The organism is Virgibacillus kimchii (assembly GCF_055379185.1).
On record NZ_AP043951.1, the window covers coordinates 3,217,319 to 3,242,787 of the forward strand.

The window sequence follows — 25,469 nt, forward strand, 5'->3', positions numbered from 1 at the left end:
GTCATCGGATAAAAACGGTACAGAAAGAGGAAGTACATTGAAAATCAAAGAAATCATTGTTGTCGAAGGAAAAGATGATACAGCGAAAATTCAACAGGCTCTGGATGCCGATACGATAGAAACAAATGGCTCCGCAGTAAATAAGGAAATACTAAAAAGAATAAAACATGCGAAAGATAAGCGTGGTGTAATTATTTTTACGGATCCCGACTATCCAGGTGAAAGAATCCGGCATATTGTTGATGAAGCGGTTCCTGGCTGCAAACATGCATTTTTGCCAAGGGAAAAGGCGATGGACAGGCATTCGGCAACCAAAAGCCTTGGTATTGAACATGCCACAACGGAGGATATAAGGGATGCCCTGGGATCGGTGTATGAATTAATGGAAGAAGGAATGGAAAGTGAATTGCAAAAAGAGGACTTATTATCTTATGGACTAATCGGCGGTCCGGGAGCAGCCAAACGCAGGGAAATACTCGGCAAGCATTTGCAGATTGGCCACACGAATGGGAAACAGCTTTTAAAACGTTTAGCGATGTTCCGGATTACGAAGAAGCAGTTTGAGGCAGCCATGACACAGGTTTTGCAGGAGGAGAACAATGACAGTTGATAAATTTATCGCAACACCAAGCTATACAAAGGAAATATTAAAAAAATACCGGTTTTCCTTTAAGAAAAGCCTGGGGCAAAACTTCCTGGTTGATGCCAATATATTAAAAAATATAATCAGACAAGCCGGAATTGATGGATCTTCAGGTGTAATCGAAGTGGGGCCGGGAATCGGTGCGCTGACAGAACAGCTGGCTATCCATGCGGAAAAAGTAGTTGCCTTTGAAATTGACGGGCGTTTGCTGCCTGTATTGGAGGATACACTAAAGGTGTATACCAATGTTTCCATTATTCATCAGGATATATTAAAGGCGGATGTCGGAAAAGTAATAAAGGATTATTTTCAGGAAGGACAGCCGCTGCATGTGGTGGCAAATCTGCCTTATTATATTACTACACCCATTTTAATAAAGCTGCTTCGGGAAGACCTGCCCGTGGACAGCTTTACGGTGATGATTCAAAAGGAAGTGGCGGAGCGGATGGCGGCACAGCCAAACAGTAAAAGCTACGGCTCTTTGACGATTGCGGTTCAGTATTACACGGAAGCAAAAATCGTGATGAATGTACCGAAAAGCGTGTTTATGCCGGAACCTAATGTGGATTCCAGCGTGTTGAAGCTGACAAGAAGAAAAACCCCGCCGGTTTATGTGGAAGATGAGGATCTTTTCTTCAGGCTGGTGCAGGCAAGCTTTGCACAGCGGCGAAAAACACTCAGAAATAATTTATCCAGTCATTTTAAAGACAGATATGAAAAGGCAGAGATTGCCGGGCTAATCGAAAAAAGCGGAATCGATGGAACGCGCAGAGGGGAATCATTGAGTATTGAAGAATTCGCCCAATTGGCCAATACATTTTATTTATTGGAAGAATAAAAACAGTGTTGCTGTGGAGTTTTCTTCCGATTGCGGCTTAGCGGGTCCTTTACCTGAAATGGTAAAGGACCCGTTTTTTTGTGTTGATCATAAGACTATTTTCTATAAAAACCCCTATGATTATCCTCTCGCCTGCACAGCAGAAACGGTTTCCGCAACATGTTTACAATGTTATTCTTTTCCCCGCACAGCCGGGCGTTTATCCTCATAGTCTATACAAGAAATGCTTTCTTTCAATTTGGAAAGCGGTGAGGTGAATGTATGCGGTTTACGAAAGGTGATTTGGTAACACGAATTTCATATGGCTATGACTTGCTTTTTCGGATTGGCTCCATCAAAGAAGGTATAGTTCAATTGTTTGGGGAGGACATCCGGCTGGAAGCAGATGCGCCAACTGATGATATTGTTCTGGTGAAGTCCCGCGATCTTGAAAAAAGAAGGAAAAAAGGCAAGGAACGGGAGGAGTTTTCCTACCGTTTATTTCGTCAGGATTACCAATTAATGAAAGAAAAAAGGGAATATCAGTCAACCGACGGCTATTATTATGAGGCACAGTATTTTCAGTTGCCTGCAAAAGTATTGCATCTCGATGGAGATCAAATGTACTTGAAAAAATGCATTGAACTTTATAAGCGTGTAGGACTTCAGGTACATGGCGTACACCTCAATGAAAAAGAAATGCCTGTAAAAATCGGTGAATTAATTACGAAAATACAACCGGATATTATAGTAATTACAGGACACGATGCTTTTTCCAAAAACAAGGGGGAGAAGGGTGATTTACGGGCATACAGACATTCCCGGTATTTTGCTGAAACAGTAAGGGAAGCAAGAAAAATAAATCCTGATCTTGATCAGTTAATTATTTTTGCAGGTGCATGCCAATCACACTTTGAACACCTTATACGAGCCGGAGCAAATTTTGCCAGTTCTCCCTTAAGAATTAATATACATGCGCTGGACCCTGTTTATATTGCTGCAAAGATTGCCTATACTTCTTTCATGGATAAGGTTGGGGTCAGGGATGCGCTCAGAAATACACTTACCGGTGATAAAGGCATGGGTGGAGTTGAAACAAGAGGTCTGCTTCGTACTGGTATGCCATATTTAAAAGATGATTCCAATTTAAACATATAGATAAGAAAGCTTCTTGCTTTCTTATCTGATTGTCTCCAATAATTTAGTTTTTTATTACGAATCCTATATTTTTTTAATTTTAGTACATAATTTGTTAACATTTACAAATAATACGGTAAATAGACAAAATAAATGGTTGACATGAAAAATGCAACCCTGTTATAATATATTGTTTTATTTGACTTTAATACAAGCGTATGATACACTTAGAGAAGTGAGGTGGAGTGTAGTGGCTAAGACGTTAAGCGAAATTAAGCAAGGACTTGAAGGGCACGTTGGCCAGCGGTTAAAGCTGAAAGCCAATGGCGGCAGAAGGAAAACGATCGAGCGGTCAGGTGTACTGGCGGAAACCTATCCTTCCGTGTTTATCGTTGAACTTGATCAGGAAGAGAATGCTTTTGAACGGGTTTCTTACAGCTATGCAGACATACTGACAGAAACGGTTGAGTTAAGCTTTTCGGATCAAGGAACAATAGCAACCCATCTTTAAACAGTAAACATCTCCATTGTTTACTGTTTCTGTTTGTAGTAGGGCTTAGATATCCGAAAAGAGTACATGAAGCAGACTTTGATCGAGCTAAACTTCACAAAAATAACTGAATATTCATTTATCGGGGGATGCGAAATGGAAAATAAAAGTGTGGAACAAATCTGGTCAGATATTGAAGTGGTATTGGAGGAAAATAAAGCACCTTATGCGGAAGTGAATGCTGTATATCAATTTGAGTTAACGGATGTAGAGGAAGGAACTTATCAATTGAACATAGTGGAAGGTACAGCTTCCGTGCATAAAGATGCAGAAGCTGAAGCGGATTGTACCCTTAAAATGAAAGAGAAACATTTCAGGAAGTTCCTGCAGGGGGATTTAAACAGTACGACAGCTTTTATGACGGGGAAGCTGAAGGTGGTCGGAAATATTGGTCTCGCATTAAAACTGGAAAATATGCTGAAGCAATACGATTTTGCAAAATAAACCTTTTTTGTATACATATAACTCGTGTGAAACGGGAGCAGCTGCATAAACTATAAATGTCGTAGGAATTCCATTCAGAAAGGGGTAGTTCTTTCATGGCTAGGCGTAAAGGAGTTATGTCAGACCATTTGAAAGAGGAAATCGCCAAGGAGTTAGGATTTTACGACACAGTGCAGCAGGAAGGCTGGGGCGGCATAAAATCACGTGATGCCGGAAACATGGTTAAACGCGCCATCGAAATGGCAGAACAAAATGCAGGGCAAAAAGGCAAATCCTAAGGGGTTTGCCTTTTCCCCTTTAATACATTGTATGTTTCTTCTGCTTCTGTAAATTGAGAACTCTGCTCAGTACAAAAGGGGAATCGTCTGCTGTTTCGCTGAGCACATGAAGTTCAATTGTGTTACAATTTGTGTATCTTTGGTATTAGACTCTCGCACATTTCCGGATAAAAGAAGGTGAAGAGAATGATTATATTTGAAAAAGCACCTGCCAAATTAAATTTATCACTGGACGTCATCAGTAAACGGGATGATGGTTATCATAATGTGGAAATGGTAATGACAACGATAGACCTTTCGGACCGGCTCTCTATCCATGAGCTGGATGATAATAAAATTGATATTTCCCTGGAGAGCAGGTTTGTGCCGAACGATGAGCGAAATTTGGCTTATAAAGCAGCCAGGCTCTTTAAGGAGGTTTATGGCATTACAAAAGGCATCCATATTCGGATTGAAAAGAGCATTCCGGTTTCCGCGGGCCTTGGAGGGGGAAGCGCTGATGCAGCAGCAGTACTGCGTGGTTTAAACAAGTTATGGTCTTTGCATATTCCGGTGGAGGAACTCGCAGAGTTGGGGGCACAGCTGGGATCTGATGTACCTTTTTGTGTTTATGGACATACAGGTATAGCTACAGGACGAGGAGAAATCGTTCATAAACTGCCTGCGCCGCCATCCTGCTGGGTCGTATTGGCAAAGCCGGACATCGGTGTTTCCTCGGGCACGATTTTTGAACAGATCCAACTTGAAAAACTGATTCATCCCGATACGGAAAAAGTAATTGACGCATTGCATGAAAATAATTATCCCAAGCTATGTCATTCCATTGGTAATGCGCTGGAAGAAGTGACGTGCAGTGTATATCCGGAAGTAAAGCGAATTAAAAATAAAATGGCACAATACGGGGCGGAAGGTGTATTGATGAGCGGCAGTGGCCCGACAGTATATGGCCTGGTGAAGCATGAAAGTAAAGCGCAGCGGATTTATAACAGTATGAAAGGATTTTGTGAAGAAGTTTATTATGTCCGATTAATTGGGTAACTGTTGCCAAAAAACATATATTAATGGTATATTGATATAAAATTATTCGGTTTTGAGGTGCAGAAATGAAAAGAAGCAATCGATTGGTCATACTGACAAATTATTTTCTTGAGAACCCAAGAAAGCATACGCAGCTGCCTTATTTTGTAGACCGGTTAGATACGACCAAAGCCTCGGTCAGTGAGGATCTGGATATTATTCATCAAGTTTTTCAAAACGAGGGCCTTGGATATTTGAACAGAACAACAGGTGCAGCAGGCGGTGTGAAATTTATTCCGGAAAACGCAGAAGCGGTAAATGTATCTTTCATTGAAAAGCTTTGTAAAAAATTGGAGGATGTAGAACGTATTCTTCCCGGCGGTTATTTATATATGAGTGATTTGCTTGGTGACTCGAAAATGGTAAGGGAAATTGGACGTGTTTTTGCTTCTGCTTTTTCCGAAAAAGATATTGATGTGGTAGTAACGGTTGCTACGAAAGGCATTCCGCTTGCCTATGCAACCGCACAATTTCTGAACGTACCTGTCGTTATAGTGAGAAGAGACCCAAAAGTTACAGAGGGATCTTCAGTCAGTATTAATTATGTTTCCGGATCTTCCCGAAAAATCCAGACAATGGTATTGCCGAAGCGAAGTTTACAGGAAGGGGCCAATGTCTGTATTATTGATGATTTTATGAAAGCAGGCGGGACGATCACAGGAATGATAAATCTTCTTGGAGAGTTCGAGGCAAATGTAGAAGCAATTGGTGTTTTGGCTGAAGCAGATGATGAAGAGGAAGAGCGGGTCGTGGATGAATACACTTCCTTAGTAAAGATTACCAATGTAGACAGTAAAGGAAAAAGTATTTATGTGCAGCCCGGAAATATTTTGAGTTGAAACACAAATTAGTTCTATGCAATGGTAATAATTTTGGATTTTCACCACTTTTTCTGCTGTAAATTAGTAAATTTTTATTTTTTTTAATTTTGTAGCAGGATTTTTAAAACTTTTGTTGAACTAGTTTAGTAAGCAAAAGGGAAAGGGTGGTGAAACATCATGGAAGTAACTGACGTTCGATTACGCCGCGTAAATACAGATGGGAGAATGCGTGCAATAGCTTCAATCACGTTAGATGAAGAATTTGTGGTCCATGATATACGCGTGATTGACGGGAATAACGGACTTTTTGTTGCAATGCCATCCAAACGGACTCCGGATGGAGAGTTCAGGGATATTGCACACCCAATTAATTCCGGCACACGTGCTAAAATACAGGAAGCCGTGCTGGGAGAATTTCGACGGGTTGGAGAAGAAATGGAATACGAAGAAGCAGGCGCTTCTTAAAAATGAATGTACACAACTAGAGGTCTAATCTGCAACAGGTTAGCCTTCTTTTTTTATTACCGTGGCGGCCGATTTATGGCCGTCACCCTCTCCAACTGAAAAAAACATGTTGTGTTTTTCCCTCTGATATAACAAAATATCTTCTTGTAAAGTCCGCTGGTAGCAGCCGGGCTGTTTAATGTTTCTTTCGTATAAACTGAACAAGCGCTGCTTTCCACTGCGCGTTCCTGCACTTAAGAAAAGTTTGTACGTAGCTTTTCGGGAGTGGAGTTGCAGAGATATATTGACAGTAAATTACAATTCGCCATTACAATTTGGCAATAAAGCCTCAACGCAGCAAAAGAACCTTCCCCCCATGTTTCAACACCGGTCTTTCACCTTGAAATAAGCAGCTTTTTAGGATAAATTAGTAATGGGTAAAAAGAAATAATGGAGGTTTCCATATGGCAAAACGATATGCTGTCATTTTAGCAGCAGGAAAAGGGACCAGAATGAAGTCAAAGTTGTATAAAGTGCTTCATCCGGTCATGGATCGACCAATGGTACAGCACGTTATTGACCAGGTGAAAACGGTTCAATTGGATAAGTTGGTGACGATCGTTGGTTTTGGCGCTGAGAAAGTGGAAGAACGTATTGGAAATGAAAGTGAATTTGTGGTGCAGAAAGAACAGCTGGGAACGGGTCACGCTGTACTCCAGGCGGAGCAGCTGCTTAAAGATAAAGAAGGTACTACCATTGTCGTATGCGGGGATACACCGCTAATAACAGGTGAAACGTATCAGCAGCTATTTGACCATCACGAAAAGACAAATGCAAAGGCCACTGTGCTGACGGCAAAAGCGCCTGATCCGACAGGGTATGGCAGGGTTGTACGCAATAAGGAAAATGAAGTTGAACGTATTGTGGAACATAAAGATGCCAGTGAAGAGGAACGCTCCATTGATGAAATTAATACAGGTACATATTGTTTTGATAATAAGGCGCTGTTCGAGGCACTGCAGGATGTGTCCAATGACAATGTACAGGGAGAATATTATTTGCCTGATGTGATCGGAATCATGCGCAGACAATCAGAAAAAGTAAGTGCCTATTTAACTCATGATTTTAATGAAACAATAGGCATCAATGACCGGGTGGCACTGGCTGAAGCCGAAAAGTTGCTAAAGCGGAGAATCAATGAAAAACATCTGAGAAATGGTGTCAGCATTATCGATCCCGACCATACGTATATCCATCCAGGTGTAAAAATTGCAGCGGATGCCGTTATTCATCCGGGGACGATCATAAAGGGAGATTCCGTCATTGAAGCAGATGCTGAGATCGGGCCGAACAGCGAAATTACCAACTGTCATGTCGGGGAAGAATCTACGATCAGGCAAAGTGTGGCCAAAGACAGTAAAATTGGAAAAAGGGTAAATATCGGTCCCTATGCACACATCCGCCCGGAATCCCTCATCAGCGATCAGGCTAAAGTCGGAAATTTCGTAGAAGTAAAGAAAACAAAGCTTGGAGAAGGAAGCAAAGTTTCCCATTTAAGCTATATGGGTGACGCAGATGTGGGAAGCAATGTAAACATCGGTTGTGGTACAATAACAGTAAACTATGATGGAACCAAAAAGCATGTAACCACCATTGAAGATGATGCATTTATCGGATGCAATTCAAACCTGATTGCACCCGTCACCGTAGGAGAGGGATCCTATATAGCCGCGGGATCTACGATTACGAAGAATGTACCGGAAGACGCCCTGGCTGTAGCAAGAGCAAGACAATCTAATAAAGAAGGATACGTAACAAAACTAAAAAATAGAAAAAAACATTAACGGAGGGTTCTTTTCATGGCATCCACGTATAAAGATTTATCATTAAAAGTATTCACATTAAATTCTAATCGGGAATTGGCAGAGGACATTGCAAAACATATTGGTACAAACCTCGGTGAGTGCAGCGTAAAGCGGTTCAGTGACGGGGAAATCCAAATCAACATCGAAGAAAGTGTTCGAGGCTGTGATGTTTATGTGGTTCAATCAACTTGCTCTCCGGTTAATGAGCATATTATGGAATTATTGATCATGATTGATGCGTTAAAACGGGCGTCGGCGAGATCCATCAATATTGTTATGCCATACTACGGTTATGCCAGACAAGATAGAAAAGCGCGATCACGTGAACCGATTACCGCCAAGTTGGTTGCGGACCTGCTTGAGACAGCAGGAGCGAGCAGAGTAATTACGCTTGATTTGCATGCTCCGCAAATCCAGGGATTCTTTAATGTTCCTATTGACCACCTTCAGGGTGTGCCAATTCTGTCCGATTATTTTGAAGCAAAAGCGCTGGATGACGTTATTGTTGTTTCCCCGGATCATGGCGGGGTGACCAGAGCAAGGAAAATGGCGGATCGTCTGAGTGCGCCCATCGGTATTATTGATAAGCGCCGCCCGGAGCCAAACGTGGCGGAGGTTATGAATATTGTAGGTAATATTGAAGGCAAAACAGCTATTCTTATTGATGATATTATTGATACAGCGGGTACAATCTCCCTCGCTGCAAATGCATTAGTGGAAAACGGGGCGAAAGAAGTGTATGCTTGCTGTACACATCCTGTTCTTTCCGGACCCGCACTTGACCGAATTAATGAATCAAAAATAAAGGAACTTGTCATTACCAATTCGATTCCGCTTGCGGAGGACAAGAAAATCGAAAAGATTACCCCATTATCTGTAGCACCGTTGATTGGGGAAGCGATTGTCCGCGTACACGAACTGCAATCCGTCAGCATTCTGTTTGACTAGTATCGTTTATAAACAGGCAAAAACGGGAAAAATTGATGTGTATATTTTTTGATTGTATATTTAGTGAAAAACGGTTTTCAAAAATATTAAATTAAAATGTTATATAAAGATATAATCTTTGGAGGATGATAAATATGGCAGTAAATTTAAAAGCCGAAATAAGAGAAGATTTAACGAAATCAGCAACAAAAGAAGCAAGAAATAAAGGGCGTTTGCCTGCAGTACTTTACGGGAAAGATAAAGAACCGAAAACGATCTCCCTGGATAGCATTGAACTAGTGAAAACCGTTCGTGACGAGGGCAGAAATGCTATTATTTCCCTTAATATTGAAGGTGAAAAACCAGTAGACGTTATGTTGCATGATTATCAAATGGACCCAATTAAAGAAGAACTGATTCATGCAGACTTTTATATTGTTGATATGTCTGAGGAGATGGATGTGGAAGTTTCCCTGAGACTGGATGGTGAAGCTGAAGGTGTGCGTGACGGCGGTGTCCTGCAGCAGCCATTGTATGTATTGCAGGTACGGGCTAAGCCACGTGAAATCCCTGAAGAGATCGCTGTAAATATTTCCGAATTAAAAGTTGGGGACAGTATTACCGTTGCTGATCTTGAAACTGCAGACAATTATGAAGTGCTCGACGAGCCGGAAACAACCATTGCCACTATTTTAGCACCGGATACAGTGGACGATATTGAAGAGTCGGCAGATGAAAATCAGGAGCCGGAATTGGTTGGTGCAGAGGAAGAAACAGAAGAAGACAAATAAGACAAACGATACACTGCCTTTTTCTTTTTATTCAAAGAAAAAGGCAGTGTATTCCTTCATTATTGAAAAAGGAAGAAAAATATGAAATGTATCGTAGGGCTGGGTAATCCCGGCAGAAAATACAAAGAAACAAGACATAATGTCGGTTTTATGGTGATTGAGGAATTACGAAAGCGCCATAATTGGAAGCTGAATCAATCGAAGTTTAATGGAAAATATGCTATGGAAATGCTGGATGGAGAAAAAGTAATATTATTGCAGCCACAAACTTATATGAACCTTTCCGGAGAAGCCATCCGGCCATTGATGAATTATTTTGATATTGATTTGGATAACCTGATTGTTATTTATGATGACCTGGATTTGCCTACCGGAAAAATAAGGCTGCGCCAAAAAGGCGGTCATGGCGGACATAATGGTATACGTTCGACCATAGATCATCTGGGGACAAAGGAATTCAAGCGAATTCGGATCGGCGTGGGCAGACCGGCTGATCAGATGCCGGTCATTAATTATGTACTGGGCAAATTTCCAAAAGCAGAGCAGGAAAGCGTTGCTTCCAGTATTAATCAGGCAGCAGATGCGTGTGAAGCGTGGATTACAAAACCATTTGCTGAAGTGATGAATGAATTTAACCGTTGATGCAGCGGTTAACATTCATCTTTTTCTGCATGTTTTCAGCAATGCGAAAATATAATTAATCTTAATAGTACAGTGAATTCAGCTGTAATTACACCATGGTGGACTGTAAAACTGTGGTGTTTTTATACCACATTGCCAAAGCAATTAGTCCTTTGCCCAGGATGTGTTTCAGTATAAGATCATCCCTTTTCGGACACACTTTTAACAGAACTAATTCGTGTGATCCGAGGAGGTTTAAATAGCATGTCCATCGTTTATACATGCAGGCATTGCGGGCAGGAAATCGGGAAATTGGAAGAAAAGATGATTGATTCCTCGGTACTTGGTTTACAGCAATTAACCAAAGAGGAAAAGGAAGATATGATTCACTATGCGGAGAATGGCGATATGCTTATTCAGGCTATTTGTGAAAGCTGTGAAGAGTCACTAAGTCAGCATCCGCATTATCATGAACTAGATTATTTTATTCAATAAAATATCGGAACAAAGAAAGCTTTGGCACAGACCAAAGCATTTTGCGCTTTACGGAGCGCGGCAAGCGGAGGTAAAGAAAATTGAAAGGTATTCATCAATATTTACAATCAAAAGAAGACATCCAGGCTATTATAAATGGTGTTACCGACGGCATGGAAGAACAGCTGGTTGCCGGACTTTCCGGGTCTGCCAGAGGTCTGCTTGTGTCTTTAATCCAGCAATCTGCGGACAGACCGATCCTGCTTGTTACCCACCAACTGGTACAGGCACAGCATTTATATGACGATTTAACTGAATTTATGGACGAGGAATCCGTTCATTTATACCCTGTCAATGAACTCATTGCTTCGGAAATAGCCTTTGCCAGTCCGGAACTGAGAAGCCAGCGGATTGAGTCCTTAAGCAAGTGGGTTGATCGGAAGTCAGGTATTCTGATTGCACCTGTTGCAGCATTAAAAAGAATGCTCCCTCCGCCTGATTATTGGAGCAAATATCAGCTTGAATTTAAACTAGGCGAGGAAATAGATGTAGAGGGTTATTTGGCTGATTTGGTAGATATGGGATATGAACGGGCTCCGATGGTTACCAAACCAGGGGAATTCAGTTTGCGCGGCGGTATTATTGATATTTATCCAATTACAGAAAAACATCCGTTACGTATAGAGCTCTTTGATGAAGAGATTGACTCTATACGCTATTTTGATGCAGAAAACCAGCGCTCCCTGGATAAATTAGATGAAGTAATGGTAGGACCTGCAACTGAACTGCTGCTGACAAAAGAAGATATCTTATCCGGGGGAGAGCGTCTGGAAAACGCGCTCGGACAGACGTTAAAGAAAATGAAATCAGACGAGGCCAAGGAAAAACTAATTGAAATTATTGAACATGATATCGAACGTTTGAAAAATCTGGAACACTTTCAGGAAATGTATAAGTATATCGGATTTCTTTATGAGAATCCTGCTAGTTTGTTAGATTACCTGCCCTCTGACGGTTTAATGATTTTGGATGAAATGAGCCGTATTCAGGAAACAGCAGCCAATCTGGATGTGGAAGAAGGAGAATGGTACAGCAGTTTACTGGAATCCAATCAAATGGTGAGGAACAGCAAGTTCTCTTTTGACTGGGAGACGGTGTGGAACAACATTGATGCCCAGCGCATTTATTTGTCTGTTTTCCTGCGGCATATTCCCAATACGCAGCCGGAAAACATTATCAATTTATCCACAAGAACGATGCAGGAATTTCACGGACAAATGAATTTATTGAAAAATGAGATAACCAGGTGGGATAAGGGGGATTTTTCTGTCATTGTACTTGCACCAAATGCAAAGCGGGCAGAAAAAATCCAATCTATCTTTGCCGATTATGAAATTGAAGCTGTTGTAGCAGAAAATCTGGAATTACCTGTAAAAATACCGACGATTACTGTAGGAAACATTTCAAGTGGGCTGGAATTTCCTATGCATAAGCTTGTGCTTATTACTGAAAATGAACTGTTCAAAAAACGAACGAAACGTCCGAGAAAGCAGCAGAAAATCTCCAATGCAGAGCGGATTAAAAGCTATCAGGAGCTCAAAATTGGGGATTATGTCGTTCATTCCAGCCATGGTGTAGGTAAATATATTGGCATAGAGACACTGGAAGTCAATGATCTGCATAAAGACTATATGCTGATTAAATATTCCGGTGATGATAAACTGTATGTCCCAATAGATCAAATCGACCAGGTGCAAAAGTTTGTTGCATCCGAGGGCAAAGAGCCAAAACTGCATAAATTGGGCGGAACAGAGTGGACGAAGGTAAAACGCAAGGTACAATCTTCTGTGGAGGATATAGCAGATGATTTAATTAAATTGTACGCCGAGCGGGAAGCAAGGGAAGGGTATGCCTTTTCGGAGGATACGGAAATGCAGCGGGAATTCGAAGCTTCCTTTCCATATCAGGAAACAGAAGATCAATTGCGCTGTATTGAAGAAATTAAAAGGGATATGGAAAAACCGCGGCCGATGGATCGGCTGCTTTGCGGAGATGTTGGTTACGGTAAGACAGAAGTTGCCATAAGAGCTGCATTTAAAGCGATCGCTGATGGAAAACAGGTTGCCTTTTTGGTTCCGACAACGATTTTGGCACAGCAGCATTTTGAAACAATCCGTGAACGCTTTCAGGATCATGCCATCAATATCGGCATGTTAAGCCGGTTCCGCACAAAAAAACAGCAAAAAGAAACGATAGAGGGGCTGAAAAAAGGAACGATGGACATCGTAGTCGGCACTCATCGCCTCTTATCGAAGGATATAGAATATAAAGATTTAGGCTTACTTGTCGTTGATGAAGAGCAGCGGTTTGGTGTAAAGCACAAAGAAAAAATAAAACAGATGAAAACAAATGTGGATGTATTGACACTTACTGCAACCCCTATTCCTAGAACACTGCATATGTCCATGCTTGGTGTACGTGACCTCTCTGTCATTGAAACGCCGCCGGAAAACCGCTTTCCAATTCAAACCTATGTGATGGAACAGAATCCGGTGTTTATCAGAGAGGCGATCGAGCGTGAAATGGCACGGGGCGGCCAGGTGTTTTTCCTGTACAACCGGGTGGAGAATATTGATAGAATTGCCCGGGATCTTGGTTCGCTTGTCGATGCCAGGATTGCTGTGGCGCACGGACAAATGAATGAAACCGAACTGGAAAACGTCATATTTTCCTTTTTGGAAGGAGAATATGATGTCCTCGTCAGTACGACGATTATTGAAACGGGCGTGGACATTCCGAATGTAAATACCCTGATTGTCAATGATGCGGACCGAATGGGATTAAGTCAGCTTTATCAGCTCAGGGGCCGTGTCGGACGTTCCAATCGGGTCGCTTACGCGTATTTTACCTATCAAAAGGATAAAGTGCTGACCGAGGTAGCAGAAAAGCGACTGCAGGCGATTAAGGAATTTACCGAGCTCGGTTCCGGTTTTAAGATTGCCATGCGTGATTTATCCATCCGCGGAACAGGGAATATTCTTGGTGCCCAGCAGCATGGTTTTATCGACGCCGTTGGGTTTGACATGTATTCGCAGATGCTGAAGGATGCCATTGATTCCAGGAAAAAAGGAAAAGGAATGGAGGACACCACACCATTTGAACCGGAACTTAACCTTAAATTGGATGCCTATATTCCGGATACCTATATTAAAGATGAAAAGCAAAAAATCGATATTTATAAACAGTTTCAGGCCATTGACTCTCCTGAAGATATAACAGACTTAAAGGATGAACTGATCGATCGCTTCGGAGATTATCCTGAGGAAGTGGACAATTTATTTACGGTAAGCTCACTAAAAATGTTTGCCAAGAGGGAACGTGTGGAAACTATTTCGGAAAAAAGCAATAAAATTGAAATGTTCATTGAGGAAAACCGAAGTCAGCAGGTGGACGGCTCCAAACTGTTCGAACTGGCAAATAACTTTGGCCGGGATGTACAGCTCGGTACGCAAAACAATAAGTTAAAAGTTGTTTTTAAATCCTCCATTAAAACAAAGCCGAAACGATATGAAATTACAGAACAATTTATTGATGAATTGGCAAATGTAGACAGAGGCGCTTAAAAATCAGGCAATAATGTATAGTTCTTCCAAGATGATTCATACTAAAACCACAGCTGGTGATTTTTCTTAGGAAATTTGGCAGAACGCAATCTTTTGTGCGGAATGCCTTTGTTGTCAAAAGAAATGAAAAAATGAAATCACTACCAGACACTCATCTTAGGAAAGGGGAACTGCTAACGAATGAAAGCAACAGGAATAGTGCGCCGCATTGATGATTTAGGCAGAGTAGTTGTTCCTAAAGAAATCAGAAGAACATTACGAATACGCGAAGGAGATCCATTGGAAATATTTGTGGACAGAGAAGGAGAAGTTATTTTAAAAAAATATTCTCCAATCAATGAATTGGGACATTTTGCACAGGAATATGCAGAGGCTTTGTTTGATTCCCTCCAGTCACCCGTTGCCATCTGTGACAGGGATGAAATTATTGCAATCAGCGGAGAATCGAAAAAGGATTACTTAAAAAAGCCAATTGGATCACAGCTGGCAAAAACGATGGAAAACAGAACACAGATCTTTGAAAAAGAATCGGAAACATTGGAAATCACCGTGGGAAATAAAGTGGAGCTGACTTCATACTGCATCAGCCCGATCATTGCCAATGGTGATGCAATAGGATGTGTTATGGTCTTCTCCAAAGAAAATGAAAAGCTTGGCGAGGTGGAACAAAAAGCAGTGGAAACGGCAGCAGGATTTTTGGCAAAACAGATGGAATAACTGGTTGGGAAGTACCACTGTAATTTTTGCATTGTCGCAGCATCTCTAGTGTTCCAGTAGAGCAAAAACCTTTAGTTATTGGTTTTTGCTCTACTTTTATATTGCGATGATATCTGTAATGTTAAACAGGTTGGTATCCGACTCTGCTTCCACTGTGCACATAAGCACAAGCTGAATGCATCCTATTTGAGAGAAGCTTACTATGGTATCTCGTTTTTACTATTTGCGCACTGATGTCCTATGGTATGCCATATTCATAAATGGAGTGGAAGACGTACCATAGACGTCTCCAATGGTATGCCATTTCACTAAATGGAGTGAAAGACGTACCATTGATGTCTTCAATGGCATGCAATTTCACTAAATGGAGTGGAAGACGTACCATAGATGATTCCTATGGTATGTCATTTTCCTGAATGGAGTGGAAGACGTACCATAGATGTTTCCTATGGTATGCCATATTCCTGAATGGAGTGGAAGACGTACCATAGACGTCTCCAATGGTATGCCATATTCCTGAATGGAGTGGAAGACGTACCATAGACGTCTCCAATGGTATGCCATTTCACTAAATGGAGTGGAAGACGTACCATTGATGATTCCTATGGTATGCCATATTCCTAAATGGAGTGGAAGACGTATCATTGATGTCTTCAATGGTATGTCATTTCACTAAATGGAGTGGAAGACGTACCATAGATGTTTCCTATGGTATGCCATATTCCTGAATGGAGTGGAAGACGTACCATAGACGTCTCCAATGGTATGCCATTTTCCTGAACGGAGTGGAAGACGTACCATAGACGTTTCCAATGGTATGCCATTTCGTTAAATGGAGTGGAAGACGTACCATAGACGTCTCCAATGGTATGCCATTTCACTAAATGAACTGAAAGAGCTACCATTATTTGCTGAGACAACTTTAGGTGCAGTCGTAGTAGAAGAATTGGGCGTTGGTCCTGAAGAAAATAACATGTAGTTAGAATTTCTTACGCTCCCTTAGAAGTTGAATATGGATCCACCAAGAGATTCCGATAAGAGCCAATACCTCAAACTCCTTCCTCTTGTGCTATAATAAGGGGACATGCTTCATGCAAAAAACTTATGTACAGCTAATTTAAAAGGACAGTTTATATGACCGGAAATGAATCAAATAATATAGTAAAAGGTGCATTACTCCTTACTTTGGCAGGCCTGATCAGTAAGGTATTAAGTGCGGGATACCGGATTCCCCTTCAAAACCTGACAGGTGATATCGGGTTTTATATTTACCAGCAGATCTACCCTATATTGGCGATTGCAGTTATCTTGGCGCTTTACAGTTTTCCTTCAGCCATTTCAAAAATGGCAATGGATATGAAAGCAGAAGAAAAACCTCTGACTTTCAAAAGATTTTATTTCCCCATTTTCATTATTTTGTTCTGTATCTGTATCTCAATGTTTGTTTTTCTTCTATTGAATGCAGACTCGCTGGCAGTATTTATAGGGGATGAAAATTTAGAGTCTATTTATCAGCTTGGTGCGTTTGTGTTTTTGCTGGTGCCATTAACTGCCTTATTAAGAGGGTATTTTCAAGGGAATATAGTGATGAAGCCAACTGCCTACTCCCAGATCGGAGAACAATTAGTTCGTGTTTCATTAATTATTTTTGCAGCGGTTTATATCGTGATGACCGGGACAAATATCTATTTTGTCGGACATGCTGCTGTGGTGGCATCTATTTTGGGAGCAACTGTGGCGACTTTAATTTTAGTTGTAATTTTGTTAAAAAGTCTATCTGGAGGGACACTGGAAAAACAGAAAACGGTGTCTGCCATTCCGTGGAATTATTACATCCGAACCTTGTTTACACTGGGAATAGTTGCATCTTTAAATCATATGGTTTTAATTATTATTCAGTTTGCAGATACATTTACACTTATCCCGGGTTTAATGGATTATGGGATGACAAAGCTCGAGGCAATGGAAGCAAAAGGGGTATTTGACAGAGGGCAGCCGTTGATTCAGCTCGGGACGGTGTTAGGCTCCTCTTTTGCCCTGGCACTGCTTCCCTCGGTTTCAAAGCAAAAGTGGAGGGAAAATCCAAAACCCTTTTATTCGTACATACAGGGAACGTTATTATTCAGTTTTTATCTGGCGGTAGGTGCGACCATCGGTTTAATATTGCTGTTTCCGGAAGCAAATACATTATTATTTCAAAATGACAAAGGAACAAGTGATTTACAAATCCTCGTGTTGTCCATATTTTTAAGTTCTCTCGCGATGACCGGGGCTGCCATTCTGCAGGGGCTGGATTACAGGAAAAGGACAGCAGGTTTTATCCTCATTGCCTTCCTCATAAAATGGACAGCCAATCGGCTCCTCGTTCCATGGTTGGGGATTACCGGCAGTGCTATTGCCACGGTAATGAGCCTGCTCGTCCTTTGTATACTCGTTACGTATACGTTAAAACGGAAACTGCCGGAGCTGCACTTTTTCCGGAAAATAAATTGGCCGGCCTTTATGAAAGCCGGGGGAGTCATGGTGCTATTTGTTCTGGCCATGGACTTCTTTGTTGCAGAACAGGCTGCCGCCTCACGTCTTTATCTATTATTCTACTGTATATTTGTTTCTGTTATTGGCGGAATGCTTTACATCTATTGTTTGGTAAGATGGCGGGCTTTTCGGGAAGAAGAGCTGTGCATGCTGCCTATGCATTCATTGTTTTTGAAAATATACGCCAGGAGGAAAGTATGATGGGAAAAATTGAAATTATCGGTCTTGGGGCAGGGGATCTGGATCAACTGCCGCTTGGATTATATAAAAAACTGAAACAATCGGGGAAAACGATTTACACAAGGACTTTACAGCACCCTGTTATACAGTCTCTGCAAGAAGAGGGCCTTACTTTTGAAGGTTTTGATCATGTTTATGAGATGGAAACACAATTTGAGCAGGTATACGAGGGTATTACAGGCTCCCTGCTTGAAAAAGCGAAGGAAGGATCCATTATTTATACGGTGCCGGGTCACCCGATGCTTGCCGAAAAGACGGTACAGCTGTTATTGGAACAAAAAGATATTGAAGTGGAAATCTCGGGTGGACAAAGTTATTTGGACGATCTGTTTACAGCACTGACAATAGACCCGATAGAAGGATTTCAGTTTGTGGATGGAACCGCTTTTGACCGCAGTCAACTGAATTACCGCCAGCATCTTATTTTTTGCCAGGTGTATGACCGGTTTATCGCTTCTGAAGTGAAACTCGCTCTCCTGGAGGATTTGCCGCCTGATTATACGCTGACCATTGTGGAAGCTGCAGGAAGCCGTGAAGAGATCATTAGAGAAGTGCCACTGGAAGAGTTGGACCGCACGATGGAAATGAGCAATTTAACGAGTGTGTATGTACCTCCGGCGCCGGATTACCTCTTGAATCATACTTTTGTAAGACTTCGGGAAATTATCGCGGTATTAAGAGGGCCGAATGGTTGTCCGTGGGATCGGAAGCAAACTCATGAATCCTTGCGTCCATATGCAATAGAAGAGGTGTATGAGCTGATTGATGCCATCGATCAGGAGGATGATGAACATATTATCGAGGAACTGGGAGATGTTCTTCTGCAAGTCATGCTCCACAGTCAAATTGGCGAGGATGAGGGATATTTTCAGGTGGAGGATGTCATTCGGTCGCTTACAGACAAAATGATTCATCGCCACCCGCATGTCTTTGGCACGACAGATGTGGAAACCGTGGAGGAAGTGTATAAAAACTGGGATGAATTAAAAAAAGAGGAAAAAGGAAAAGAAGCAGCAGCATCTGTGTTGGATGGCATTCCAAAGCATCTTCCTTCTCTTGCCAAAGCGTACAAACTGCAGCAAAAAGCAGCAAAAGTCGGCTTTGAATGGGAGGATGTGAGCGGTGTGTGGGACAAGCTGGATGAAGAACTGATGGAAGTGGGGGAGGCTGTTCAGAACGATGATCCGGCAGAAATTGAAAAAGAGCTGGGCGATGTCCTGTTTGTACTTGCGAACCTGGCAAGGTATTATAAAATTAACCCGGAAGTCGCATTGAACCGGTCAAATACAAAATTTGTTTCAAGATTCTCCTTTATTGAAACACAGCTGAAAAAACAGCAAAAGGATATAAAACAAACATCACTGGAAGAAATGGACGACCTGTGGAATCAGGCAAAGAGAAGGGAGTAAAAATTATGCGTCTGGATAAATTTTTAAAAATTTCCCGTTTAATTAAAAGGCGGACGATGGCAAAGGAAGTCGCCGATCAGGGAAGAATAACAATTAATGGTAATAAAGCAAAGGCTTCCTCCACCGTGTCCAAAGGGGATGAATTGGTCATTAAATTCGGGCAAAAACTTGTTACACTTCAGGTAAATGATCTGAGAGAAAATGTAAAGAAAGATGAAGCGCAATCACTATATACCGTACTTAAAGAAGAAAAGGCAGAATAGAATCCAACTCGGGGAGAAACTTTACTTGTTCCAAAAGCCAGTCAACTGAGTAACTTGGAAATAAAAGATATCGCCTTATTCAGACCCCGGAAGGTAATCCAATCTGGTATAAAAAATAAAAAATGAATGGAACCGTTCCGACGGCTCCATTCATTTTTTCTTCCTTCCAAAGTAAAACAAACCGGTGAACAAACCAATGATACACATAACAACCGAGAAGATTAAGAACGGTATGGCACCGAACTGGAAAATAAGCGGGACAGACAAAGCAGTTACAAGCCCGCCCCCAAGGAATGGCTCATATGCCAATTGTTTGTAGCCAAATGCTTCAAAAGCAGGGGATTTATTATCCGGATCTGCAGCACGCATAAGTAACAGACCGGTTGCTGTGACACCCATGGATTGTCCAAAATCCCCAATCCCGCGCTCAAACCAGTAAGTTGGAATGAAACGCGGAGCAAGAATGAGAAAGCCGATGATATTCCAAATAATCCCGACGGCAGCCAATAATAAGAATGGCACAAGGTTATCACCGATGACATCAATGGAAACAGTTCCAATCGCACTGAGGATTAAAATATCGAGTGCCAAACCTTGAATCCGATTCATCATATTCCGATCCAGTATTTCTTGCCTATCGACCTTGCTGAAAAATAACTGCAAAATAATTCCGCCAATCATGGCCAGCGGGAAAAGCGGAATATATGTCATAAAATCAGAATCGGCCGTCAACACGCTTTCAAGCCAAATTAATGCTTCCAAGATGACAAACCCGATGAGAATGGCAATCCCAACGACCGCAAAATGGAAGGAAAGTGGCTCAATGGATTCGGGCCGCACTGTCATTTTTGCAGCAGGCTCACGGTTTTCAAATTCAACGATCCCTTGCCTGCGGAGCGAACTGAATCCCTTTGTATCCTGGATGACTTTCGTTTTCCCCCGTCTGACGGCCCAGTTAATTAAAATAATACCGGTAATAACACCGGTAAGAATCCCGATCGTGGCCAGACCGATGGAAAGGTCATAACCTTCCGGAAAGCCAATTTCCTCAAAGGTGCCCTGCAGTCCTGCAGCCGTTCCGTGCCCGCCTTCAAAAGCAATTTCTATTAACGCCCCGGCCACCGGCGGCATGCCAAATAATGGACCCAAAACCAAGAGAGCCAGCACAATACCAATAACATATTGACCCCAGCCGATCGTCCAGCCAAACGCAAACTGCGGACCGCCGACATTCCATAAACGCTTGATTCCGGGGATAGCTACTCCTAAAAATAAAGTGGCAAACACAACGTTAATCATCAAACCGGGCAGCTCGGCCCAGACTTCTACCGTCGCGGCCGGTATCAGGCCATTTGACCAAACAGTATTCTCACCAACAAATTGACCTAATATGTTCCCCAAAACTTGTGGTCCGAGAAACAAGGCCAAAAATCCTGCGATGACCGATGAGGGGATAAATAAAGATTGCAGCCATTTCACACGGAGGCGAATCCATTTACTGATGAATAAAAAAAGACCTAAGTATAATAAGGCGAAACCAATCTGATCCGGTGTCATAATATTGACATGTCCCTCCTTTTTTAACGCGGTTGTTCAGCTGAAATGTTCCCTTGATTATTTTGTTTTAAACCAAGCAACCATTAAATGAACAATTTTGATAAGGAGAGAGGCTATTTTTGTATTTTTCTGGACTTTATCTTATTCTATGCTAGAATAAGCTGTAAGTTTTGATTTAAAGACCTGCGGTAGTATGTCAAGAGAAAAATGTTAAATTATTTAATTGTCAAGGTTCAATTTGCTTAAAAAAGGCATCAAGAAACTAGACCAGTAAAATAATGTAAATTACTGGAAATAACACAAAGGATATTAGAAGCAATTTAGCTTCATATATTCACGCTCCTTTTCGGCGTGTAGATTTGGTGATTACGTAGTAGCGCATCCACCAAACGCACTAATTTTCTTGCGGTTAGAACGAGGGCTCTTTTGTGTTGATGTTTCGGTACTTCTCGATACTTCTTTTCATAATACACTTGGTATTCAGGAATCTCTCTTCTTACCCGGTTGGCGGCTTCAACTAAGTAATATCGGAGATACTGATTACCATTACGTGATAGCGAAGTATCATCAGCCGTAAAGCGCCCTGATTGGTGTTTACGCCAATAAAGGCCCGCATACTTTGCGATTTTTGTTTCACCTTCAAAACGGTCTATCTGCCCAATCTCAGCGATAATGCCTGCTGTAAATACTGGACCTATACCAGGTACCGTTTGAAGTGTTTGAGGTAATCCAGCCATAATTCGCTTGATCGCTTTATCAATCTCTTTTACTTGCTTTTGAAGAGTCCTTATGACCTCAATAGTAGTGCCAAGAATGATGTCTATAGAGTCCTCTACAACCTTATCTAGGCGATAGGAAGAACGAACAGCTTTATGGATTGATTTAGCTACACACTCTGGATCATCAAAGCGGTTCCTGCCTTTCTCTTGAAGAAATGCTGCTAAATCTTCTATTGGCATTTGCGCCAGTTCATCAAGGCTGTATTTCTCATAAAACAGCTCCATCATGGCATTGCCGAAGACAGAAGACTCCACTTCCTCTGTGAAGGTGTTGCATTTAAAACTTAAGTGCTGAAGAAAGTGTTGTTTTTCTTTAGTTACTTGACGGATGAGTTGGTAACGAGAGCGAGTAAGTTGTTGAAGCGCAACATACTGCTGCTCTTTAACAACAGACATTGGCAAACGCCCAAAGCGTAAATAATCGGCAATGACAAACGCATCAATTTCATCCGTTTTGTCCATATCACTGTAACTCTTTTTAAAGTTCGCAATCTGTTTGGGATTCATAACGAATACTTCTGTACCAAGTGCCTTAAGCGTTTCATCATTATGTAAAAACATGGATGGATGAAAGCTATAAACTGAAGTAGATTCAAGACCAATTTTAATCAAATGGCTTTTTTGGCTTTGTATACTCTCTAAAATAGAATCACGTAAAACAGTGGCACCAGGCAAATCATTGGATACTGTGAAGGAACGAAGTTTCTCTCCTTCACCATTTAGAAAACAAACCTTAATATCAAAAGAACTAACATCTAGACCAACAAATAATTTCATGGGGGGAATTCCTCCTTTCGATTTAGAATCATTGGTACTTATTTCTTGGACGCCCTGAGATATCCCTAGTGTGAACGTCGATCAACAACCTCGTGTATAAGTACTATCCCTGATTCGAAAGCCGCCCTAGAGCTACTACCATCCAGGTTCGATAATCAGGGTGCACAGCCTGCGAGTAGGAAGGTCCGCACGTACACTGGGAAACAGTCTTTCTAATGTGGTCGAGCCACAAGGGGGAAAAGAATTGTCCCAAATGATCCTAAGACCATTATCTAGAAATATCTCAGGACATCCAAGAGATTTGACTATATTTTTATAAAAGTAAGAATCTTATAGGCTCAAAATTATGGGCCTAAATATACTATACGAGGGGGAAACAGACTTTGCCTAAGCAGTTAAAAATACTTTGGCTGTTAGTGGTTTTGGCAGCAATAAGCGGAGTAGCCGGCGAGCCATTATCCAGGTATTTATATAGTTTGTTTGACGGTGGGTTTATTTTCTTTGTAAATATGATGGCTATTATATGTGTCTCTTTCTTTGTGGTCGCCCTGGGGTTAAGTCTTTATTATGTAAACCAGCAGAAGATTAATGAAAAACAATTTGCCATCTTCTTCGTTGCCACTTTCATCCTTGGCGGCATGACCATGTTCTGGCTTGTGTTCGTTCTGCTTTAGACATAACCTGATTGATGTAACCAGCAGGTACAAGGAGCACCCTGGAGAAAATTTCTTATATGTTAAAATTTCCTCCTGCTTTTATCTTCATTTTCCCCATGAAAAAAGTTCTAACCTTGTCCCTCCTTTCATAAAGTAATAATGATAAGGAGGGCTTTTCCATGAATTACTATGAAAATCGTGAAAGTATAAATCGTGTACAGACAGATCATTATGTAAAAATCAACAATCGGAAAAATCTTGAGATCAGTGGGGTAAAGGAAGTGGACAGCTTTGACAATGAAGAATTCCTGCTGGAAACGGTCATGGGTTATTTAATTGTCAGAGGACACAATCTGCAGCTGAAAAACCTGGATGTCGGGGAAGGAAATGTAGTCATTAAAGGAAAAATATATGAGCTTTCCTATGTGGATGAACATCAGCAGGAGAAAGCTAAAGGATTCTTTAGCAAGCTATTCAGATGACGTTGAGTACGCAGTTTATTACGATGATTGCCATGACATCGGGCGGATTTTACTTAGGTCTGGTACTGGATACCTTTCGCCGTTTTTCCTCCAGTTGGAAGCATAGAGTGATTTTTCCCTATGTAATGGAGACAAGCTTTTGGCTGATGCAAACAATTATTTTATTTTATGTTCTCTTCCGGGTGAATGGGGGAGAGTTAAGGTTATATATTTTCTTGGCCTGTCTGCTCGGCTTTGCCATCTATCAGGTTTTTGCTGCCAGGTTGTATAAAAAATTGCTGGAAAGAATTATTTTAGTCATTAAAGCAATATACCGCTTTATGGATCGGCTTATCCGTGTATTGATTATTCATCCGATCCGCTGGCTCCTCATGCTGATTATTTCTATTATATTAGGGCTTTATAAAGTCATTATTTCAGTACTTTCATTTCTTTTTCGCGTTATTTTTACCCCGATTAGATGGGTGTTTCAGGGCTTCTACCAACTGCTTCCAAAACGATTTAAAATATTTTTAAACAAAATTGCAGGATTTTATAGTACAATGAAGAATATATGTAATAAGATATGGGAATATATCAAAAGGAAGAGGAGGTAGAAGCTGTGTCTGATAGAAAAAAAACAGTAACAAGACTGGACTCCAATTACATGAAACAGTATGATGCACACGTAGAGAGACAAAGGCGAAAAAAGCAGCGGCTGATTCGCAGGCTTGTTTTATTTTCTATTATAGCAGCCATCACCATCGGAAGTATGGCTTCCTACCATATGAATCAGCGTGCACTACATACGGAGAAGGAAGAACAGTTTGAACAGCTTGAGGAAGAGCTGGAAGTATTGCAAAAAGAAGAGGAAGCGATGAAGGAAGAAATTGAATTACTGAATAATGAAGAATATGTGTTGGAGATTGCAAGAACGAATTATTTTTTCTCCAAAGAAGGCGAATTAATATTTAAACTTCCGGAAGAAGAGTCGTCATATTGACACACTTTTGATTGCTTAGCTATAATATAATAGAAAATGTATTTAAAACTTAAGGAGGAGCATTTTTTTTATGTCAATCGAAGTAGGCAGCAAGCTGCAGGGAAAGGTAACAGGTATCACTAATTTCGGCGCGTTTGTCGAGCTGGAGGAAGGGAAGACAGGCCTCGTTCATATTAGTGAAGTTGCCGACAACTATGTGAAAGACATTAATGATCATCTGACTGTTGGCGATGAAGTAACAGTGAAGGTCATTAATGTTGAGAAAGATGGTAAAATCGGATTGTCCATTAAAAAAGCAAAGGATAGACCGAAGCGACAAAGAGATCATCGTGAGCGTACAGAATCATTTGAAGCGAAAATGAATCGTTTCCTGAAAGATTCTGATGAACGCTTAGCCTCTTTGAAAAAGCATACGGAATCCAAGCGTGGAGGTCGAGGTGCTAAAAGAGGATAGCAGTTTGCTGTCTATAGATAATGCTCTATTCATATAAAAAAGCAGGTATCAACCGATGTGGTGATACCTGCTTTTTTTATAATTTTACTTTCGTCCGGTTCCGGCA

The 25,469-nt window shown here is 41.3% G+C and carries 27 protein-coding genes; 25 read left to right on the top strand and 2 right to left on the bottom strand.

All coding sequences use genetic code 11. The features are described from left to right. The first annotated feature begins 37 nt into the window (after positions 1-37). From rnmV to ACZ42C_RS15520, 20 genes are all read left to right on the top strand, one after another. Positions 38-610, top strand: coding sequence for a ribonuclease M5 (gene rnmV / locus ACZ42C_RS15425; protein WP_461183322.1), 573 nt, complete (start codon positions 38-40; stop codon positions 608-610). After that, a complete protein-coding gene (rsmA, locus tag ACZ42C_RS15430; RefSeq protein WP_461183321.1) occupies positions 600-1,481 on the top strand; it encodes a 16S rRNA (adenine(1518)-N(6)/adenine(1519)-N(6))-dimethyltransferase RsmA in 882 nt (293 codons plus the stop codon). The genes rnmV and rsmA overlap by 11 nt, the downstream gene beginning before the upstream one ends. Before the next feature lie 261 nt (positions 1,482-1,742). Continuing rightward, on the top strand, positions 1,743-2,618 hold the full coding sequence (yabG, locus tag ACZ42C_RS15435) for a sporulation peptidase YabG (RefSeq protein ID WP_461183320.1): 876 nt from the start codon (positions 1,743-1,745) through the stop codon (positions 2,616-2,618). 229 nt (positions 2,619-2,847) lie between these two features. Beyond that, the gene (gene veg / locus ACZ42C_RS15440) at positions 2,848-3,108 is read left to right on the top strand and encodes a biofilm formation stimulator Veg (protein ID WP_461183319.1); all 261 of its coding nucleotides are present in this window, start codon (positions 2,848-2,850) and stop codon (positions 3,106-3,108) included. 135 nt (positions 3,109-3,243) lie between these two features. Further along, complete coding sequence (locus ACZ42C_RS15445; RefSeq protein WP_461183318.1) at positions 3,244-3,591, top strand: SCP2 sterol-binding domain-containing protein; 348 nt, start codon at positions 3,244-3,246, stop codon at positions 3,589-3,591. 95 nt (positions 3,592-3,686) lie between these two features. Continuing rightward, the gene (locus tag ACZ42C_RS15450; protein WP_461183317.1) at positions 3,687-3,869 is read left to right on the top strand and encodes a small, acid-soluble spore protein, alpha/beta type; all 183 of its coding nucleotides are present in this window, start codon (positions 3,687-3,689) and stop codon (positions 3,867-3,869) included. Positions 3,870-4,055: 186 nt separating this feature from the next. Further along, positions 4,056-4,907, top strand: coding sequence for a 4-(cytidine 5'-diphospho)-2-C-methyl-D-erythritol kinase (ispE, locus tag ACZ42C_RS15455; protein WP_461183316.1), 852 nt, complete (start codon positions 4,056-4,058; stop codon positions 4,905-4,907). A gap of 65 nt (positions 4,908-4,972) precedes the next feature. After that, a complete protein-coding gene (gene purR / locus ACZ42C_RS15460; protein WP_461183315.1) occupies positions 4,973-5,785 on the top strand; it encodes a pur operon repressor in 813 nt (270 codons plus the stop codon). Between the two features lie 159 nt (positions 5,786-5,944). Next, entirely contained in the window at positions 5,945-6,232 is a 288-nt protein-coding gene (spoVG, locus tag ACZ42C_RS15465; protein WP_164215601.1) for a septation regulator SpoVG, read from the top strand. Positions 6,233-6,675: 443 nt separating this feature from the next. After that, on the top strand, positions 6,676-8,055 hold the full coding sequence (glmU, locus tag ACZ42C_RS15470) for a bifunctional UDP-N-acetylglucosamine diphosphorylase/glucosamine-1-phosphate N-acetyltransferase GlmU (protein ID WP_461183314.1): 1,380 nt from the start codon (positions 6,676-6,678) through the stop codon (positions 8,053-8,055). Between the two features lie 15 nt (positions 8,056-8,070). Continuing rightward, a complete protein-coding gene (locus tag ACZ42C_RS15475) occupies positions 8,071-9,024 on the top strand; it encodes a ribose-phosphate diphosphokinase (RefSeq protein WP_461183313.1) in 954 nt (317 codons plus the stop codon). 134 nt (positions 9,025-9,158) lie between these two features. Further along, positions 9,159-9,794, top strand: coding sequence for a 50S ribosomal protein L25/general stress protein Ctc (locus ACZ42C_RS15480; protein WP_461183312.1), 636 nt, complete (start codon positions 9,159-9,161; stop codon positions 9,792-9,794). An 81-nt stretch (positions 9,795-9,875) separates the two neighbouring features. Next, entirely contained in the window at positions 9,876-10,436 is a 561-nt protein-coding gene (pth, locus tag ACZ42C_RS15485) for an aminoacyl-tRNA hydrolase (protein WP_461183311.1), read from the top strand. Between the two features lie 243 nt (positions 10,437-10,679). Beyond that, positions 10,680-10,910, top strand: a complete 231-nt coding sequence (locus ACZ42C_RS15490) for an anti-sigma-F factor Fin (protein WP_461183310.1) — start codon at positions 10,680-10,682, stop codon at positions 10,908-10,910. An 80-nt stretch (positions 10,911-10,990) separates the two neighbouring features. Next, positions 10,991-14,512, top strand: a complete 3,522-nt coding sequence (gene mfd / locus ACZ42C_RS15495) for a transcription-repair coupling factor (RefSeq protein ID WP_461183309.1) — start codon at positions 10,991-10,993, stop codon at positions 14,510-14,512. 180 nt (positions 14,513-14,692) lie between these two features. Further along, complete coding sequence (gene spoVT / locus ACZ42C_RS15500; RefSeq protein WP_461183308.1) at positions 14,693-15,229, top strand: stage V sporulation protein T; 537 nt, start codon at positions 14,693-14,695, stop codon at positions 15,227-15,229. Between the two features lie 832 nt (positions 15,230-16,061). Next, a complete protein-coding gene (locus ACZ42C_RS15505; protein WP_461183307.1) occupies positions 16,062-16,208 on the top strand; it encodes a hypothetical protein in 147 nt (48 codons plus the stop codon). A gap of 155 nt (positions 16,209-16,363) precedes the next feature. After that, the gene (locus ACZ42C_RS15510) at positions 16,364-17,965 is read left to right on the top strand and encodes a putative polysaccharide biosynthesis protein (RefSeq protein WP_461183306.1); all 1,602 of its coding nucleotides are present in this window, start codon (positions 16,364-16,366) and stop codon (positions 17,963-17,965) included. Continuing rightward, positions 17,965-19,413, top strand: coding sequence for a bifunctional methyltransferase/pyrophosphohydrolase YabN (gene yabN, locus ACZ42C_RS15515; protein WP_461183305.1), 1,449 nt, complete (start codon positions 17,965-17,967; stop codon positions 19,411-19,413). Before ACZ42C_RS15510 ends, yabN begins: the two co-directional genes overlap by 1 nt. A 5-nt stretch (positions 19,414-19,418) precedes the next feature. Continuing rightward, complete coding sequence (locus tag ACZ42C_RS15520) at positions 19,419-19,676, top strand: RNA-binding S4 domain-containing protein (RefSeq protein ID WP_461183304.1); 258 nt, start codon at positions 19,419-19,421, stop codon at positions 19,674-19,676. 150 nt (positions 19,677-19,826) lie between these two features. Here ACZ42C_RS15520 and ACZ42C_RS15525 read toward each other — a convergent pair whose 3' ends face one another. Next, positions 19,827-21,233, bottom strand: coding sequence for a sodium/glutamate symporter (locus ACZ42C_RS15525; RefSeq protein WP_461183303.1), 1,407 nt, complete (start codon positions 21,231-21,233; stop codon positions 19,827-19,829). 326 nt (positions 21,234-21,559) lie between these two features. Further along, on the bottom strand, positions 21,560-22,789 hold the full coding sequence (locus ACZ42C_RS15530; protein WP_464891275.1) for an IS110 family RNA-guided transposase: 1,230 nt from the start codon (positions 22,787-22,789) through the stop codon (positions 21,560-21,562). Between the two features lie 383 nt (positions 22,790-23,172). Here ACZ42C_RS15530 and ACZ42C_RS15535 point away from each other — a divergent pair, with 383 nt between their 5' ends. The 5 genes from ACZ42C_RS15535 (at position 23,173) to ACZ42C_RS15555 (ending at position 25,363) form a co-directional block, all read left to right on the top strand. Then, positions 23,173-23,463: a hypothetical protein gene (locus ACZ42C_RS15535; protein WP_461183729.1), complete on the top strand. Its 291-nt coding sequence runs from the start codon at positions 23,173-23,175 to the stop codon at positions 23,461-23,463. 161 nt (positions 23,464-23,624) lie between these two features. Then, a complete protein-coding gene (gene yabP / locus ACZ42C_RS15540; RefSeq protein WP_461183730.1) occupies positions 23,625-23,927 on the top strand; it encodes a sporulation protein YabP in 303 nt (100 codons plus the stop codon). Next, a complete protein-coding gene (gene yabQ / locus ACZ42C_RS15545) occupies positions 23,924-24,523 on the top strand; it encodes a spore cortex biosynthesis protein YabQ (protein ID WP_461183731.1) in 600 nt (199 codons plus the stop codon). Before yabP ends, yabQ begins: the two co-directional genes overlap by 4 nt. Positions 24,524-24,528: 5 nt before the next feature. Then, on the top strand, positions 24,529-24,909 hold the full coding sequence (locus ACZ42C_RS15550; RefSeq protein WP_461183732.1) for a septum formation initiator family protein: 381 nt from the start codon (positions 24,529-24,531) through the stop codon (positions 24,907-24,909). A gap of 70 nt (positions 24,910-24,979) precedes the next feature. Continuing rightward, positions 24,980-25,363: a S1 domain-containing RNA-binding protein gene (locus tag ACZ42C_RS15555; protein ID WP_164215585.1), complete on the top strand. Its 384-nt coding sequence runs from the start codon at positions 24,980-24,982 to the stop codon at positions 25,361-25,363. The last annotated feature ends 106 nt before the right edge of the window (positions 25,364-25,469 follow it).

What these genes read in the sequence shown, in the direction of transcription:
- rsmA (WP_461183321.1), top strand. Translation starts at nt 600, where the DNA reads ATGACAGTTGATAAATTTATCGCAACACCAAGCTATACAAAGGAAATA.
- yabG (WP_461183320.1), top strand. Translation starts at nt 1,743, where the DNA reads ATGCGGTTTACGAAAGGTGATTTGGTAACACGAATTTCATATGGCTAT.
- ACZ42C_RS15445 (WP_461183318.1), top strand. Translation starts at nt 3,244, where the DNA reads ATGGAAAATAAAAGTGTGGAACAAATCTGGTCAGATATTGAAGTGGTA.
- ACZ42C_RS15450 (WP_461183317.1), top strand. Translation starts at nt 3,687, where the DNA reads ATGGCTAGGCGTAAAGGAGTTATGTCAGACCATTTGAAAGAGGAAATC.
- ispE (WP_461183316.1), top strand. Translation starts at nt 4,056, where the DNA reads ATGATTATATTTGAAAAAGCACCTGCCAAATTAAATTTATCACTGGAC.
- purR (WP_461183315.1), top strand. Translation starts at nt 4,973, where the DNA reads ATGAAAAGAAGCAATCGATTGGTCATACTGACAAATTATTTTCTTGAG.
- spoVG (WP_164215601.1), top strand. Translation starts at nt 5,945, where the DNA reads ATGGAAGTAACTGACGTTCGATTACGCCGCGTAAATACAGATGGGAGA.
- glmU (WP_461183314.1), top strand. Translation starts at nt 6,676, where the DNA reads ATGGCAAAACGATATGCTGTCATTTTAGCAGCAGGAAAAGGGACCAGA.
- ACZ42C_RS15475 (WP_461183313.1), top strand. Translation starts at nt 8,071, where the DNA reads ATGGCATCCACGTATAAAGATTTATCATTAAAAGTATTCACATTAAAT.
- ACZ42C_RS15480 (WP_461183312.1), top strand. Translation starts at nt 9,159, where the DNA reads ATGGCAGTAAATTTAAAAGCCGAAATAAGAGAAGATTTAACGAAATCA.
- pth (WP_461183311.1), top strand. Translation starts at nt 9,876, where the DNA reads ATGAAATGTATCGTAGGGCTGGGTAATCCCGGCAGAAAATACAAAGAA.
- ACZ42C_RS15490 (WP_461183310.1), top strand. Translation starts at nt 10,680, where the DNA reads ATGTCCATCGTTTATACATGCAGGCATTGCGGGCAGGAAATCGGGAAA.
- spoVT (WP_461183308.1), top strand. Translation starts at nt 14,693, where the DNA reads ATGAAAGCAACAGGAATAGTGCGCCGCATTGATGATTTAGGCAGAGTA.
- ACZ42C_RS15505 (WP_461183307.1), top strand. Translation starts at nt 16,062, where the DNA reads ATGGAGTGGAAGACGTACCATAGACGTCTCCAATGGTATGCCATTTCA.
- ACZ42C_RS15510 (WP_461183306.1), top strand. Translation starts at nt 16,364, where the DNA reads ATGACCGGAAATGAATCAAATAATATAGTAAAAGGTGCATTACTCCTT.
- yabN (WP_461183305.1), top strand. Translation starts at nt 17,965, where the DNA reads ATGGGAAAAATTGAAATTATCGGTCTTGGGGCAGGGGATCTGGATCAA.
- ACZ42C_RS15520 (WP_461183304.1), top strand. Translation starts at nt 19,419, where the DNA reads ATGCGTCTGGATAAATTTTTAAAAATTTCCCGTTTAATTAAAAGGCGG.
- ACZ42C_RS15525 (WP_461183303.1), bottom strand. Translation starts at nt 21,233, where the DNA reads ATGACACCGGATCAGATTGGTTTCGCCTTATTATACTTAGGTCTTTTT.
- ACZ42C_RS15530 (WP_464891275.1), bottom strand. Translation starts at nt 22,789, where the DNA reads ATGAAATTATTTGTTGGTCTAGATGTTAGTTCTTTTGATATTAAGGTT.
- yabP (WP_461183730.1), top strand. Translation starts at nt 23,625, where the DNA reads ATGAATTACTATGAAAATCGTGAAAGTATAAATCGTGTACAGACAGAT.
- yabQ (WP_461183731.1), top strand. Translation starts at nt 23,924, where the DNA reads ATGACGTTGAGTACGCAGTTTATTACGATGATTGCCATGACATCGGGC.
- ACZ42C_RS15555 (WP_164215585.1), top strand. Translation starts at nt 24,980, where the DNA reads ATGTCAATCGAAGTAGGCAGCAAGCTGCAGGGAAAGGTAACAGGTATC.